Origin of the sequence: Micromonospora sp. NPDC048843, from assembly GCF_040649965.1 — a bacterium.
GTDB lineage: Bacteria > Actinomycetota > Actinomycetes > Mycobacteriales > Micromonosporaceae > Micromonospora > Micromonospora hortensis.
Genome location: NZ_JBEZGJ010000372.1, coordinates 1 through 1,370 on the forward strand (window position 1 = coordinate 1; position 1,370 = coordinate 1,370).

Sequence of the window (1,370 nt, forward strand, 5' to 3'; positions counted from 1 at the left end):
GCCCACCAGCAGTGCCGGCCCGGTGGCGACCGCGCAGGCCAGCGAGGCCAGCGTGAACAACGCGACGCCGGCCAGGAAGACCCCGCGCCGGCCCTTCGCCGTGGTCGCCTTGGTGCCCGCCGCCTTCGCGGTGGCCGCCTTGGTGCCGGTCGCCTTCGTGCTCGCCGCCTTGGCCGTGGCGGTGCTGGTGGCGGTCTTCTTCGTCGCCACCGTGGCCTTCGGCACCTTGCCGCTGGCCACCATTTCCTTGAACCCGGCGCCGGGGCGGAAGGTCGGGACTGACGTCTTCTTGACCTTCACCGCCTCGCCGGTACGCGGGTTGCGCGCTGTTCGCGCGCCACGCACACGCTTTTCGAATGCTCCGAATCCGGTGATCGCCACCTTCTCGCCCTTGGTGACCGCCGCCTGGACCTCGGTGAGGACCGCGTCGAGCGCGGCCGTCGCCATCTTCCGGTCCCCCAGGCGAACGGCGAGCGCCTCGATGAGCTCGGCCTTGTTCACGACTTCCTCCCGATTGTGCAACTGACTCGTCGCGAGCCATTCTGCGCGCACGGTATGCCCTGTGCTGCCGGGACACAAACATTCGGTAGAAAAAAGCCCTTGTGTCGTAACGGATTCACCCCCACCGGATGGACCGATGGGGGTGAAATCCGCTGTGCGGGCGGCCTAACGGCTATGCCACGGAGGGCAGGAACGGCAGTCTGCGCGCCTCGTAGGAGTCGATGTCGGCGGCGTGGCGGAGGGTGAGTCCAATGTCGTCGAGGCCTTCCAGAAGCCGCCAACGGCTGAAGTCGTCCAGCGGGAACGACCAGCTAGCGTCCCCCGCCCGGAGCTGGCGGGCGGTCAGGTCGACTGTCACCGCAGTGGTGGGATCCGCCTCGATCAGGTCCCACAACTCTTCGACGGCTTTCAATTCCAACTCGACCGGCAACAGACCTTCCTTGAGGGCGTTGCCGCGGAAGATGTCACCGAAGCGCGGGGCCACCACGGCGCGGAAGCCCCAGTCCCGTAGCGCCCAGACGGCGTGCTCCCGGGAGGAGCCGGTGCCGAACTCCGGGCCGGCGATGAGGATCGACGCCCCGGAATAGTTTTCATCGTTGAGCACGAATGCCGGATCTTCACGCCAGGCGCTGAACAGCCCGTCGGCGAAGCCCGTCCGGGTCACCCGCTTGAGGTACACGGCGGGGATGATCTGGTCGGTGTCCACGTTGGACCGGCGCAGCGGCACGGCAGTGCCGGTGTGGGTGGTGAACTTGTCCATCTCGTCGGTCCCTTCTACAGGTCGGCGGGGGCGGCCAGCCGGCCGACCCACGAGCTGCGCGATCCGATCGCCGCGGGAGATCTTCGCCGGCACGTCCCGATCATGATTG

At 67.9% G+C, this 1,370-nt stretch carries 2 protein-coding genes; both read right to left on the bottom strand.

All coding sequences use genetic code 11. The features are described 5' to 3' along the window. The coding region (locus AB0C20_RS36165; RefSeq protein ID WP_357569719.1) for an HU family DNA-binding protein at nt 1-501 on the bottom strand (501 nt) is incomplete at its 3' end. A gap of 172 nt (nt 502-673) precedes the next feature. After that, nucleotides 674-1,261, bottom strand: coding sequence for a 3-isopropylmalate dehydratase small subunit (gene leuD / locus AB0C20_RS36170; RefSeq protein WP_145786804.1), 588 nt, complete (start codon nt 1,259-1,261; stop codon nt 674-676). Between the last annotated feature and the right edge of the window lie 109 nt (nt 1,262-1,370).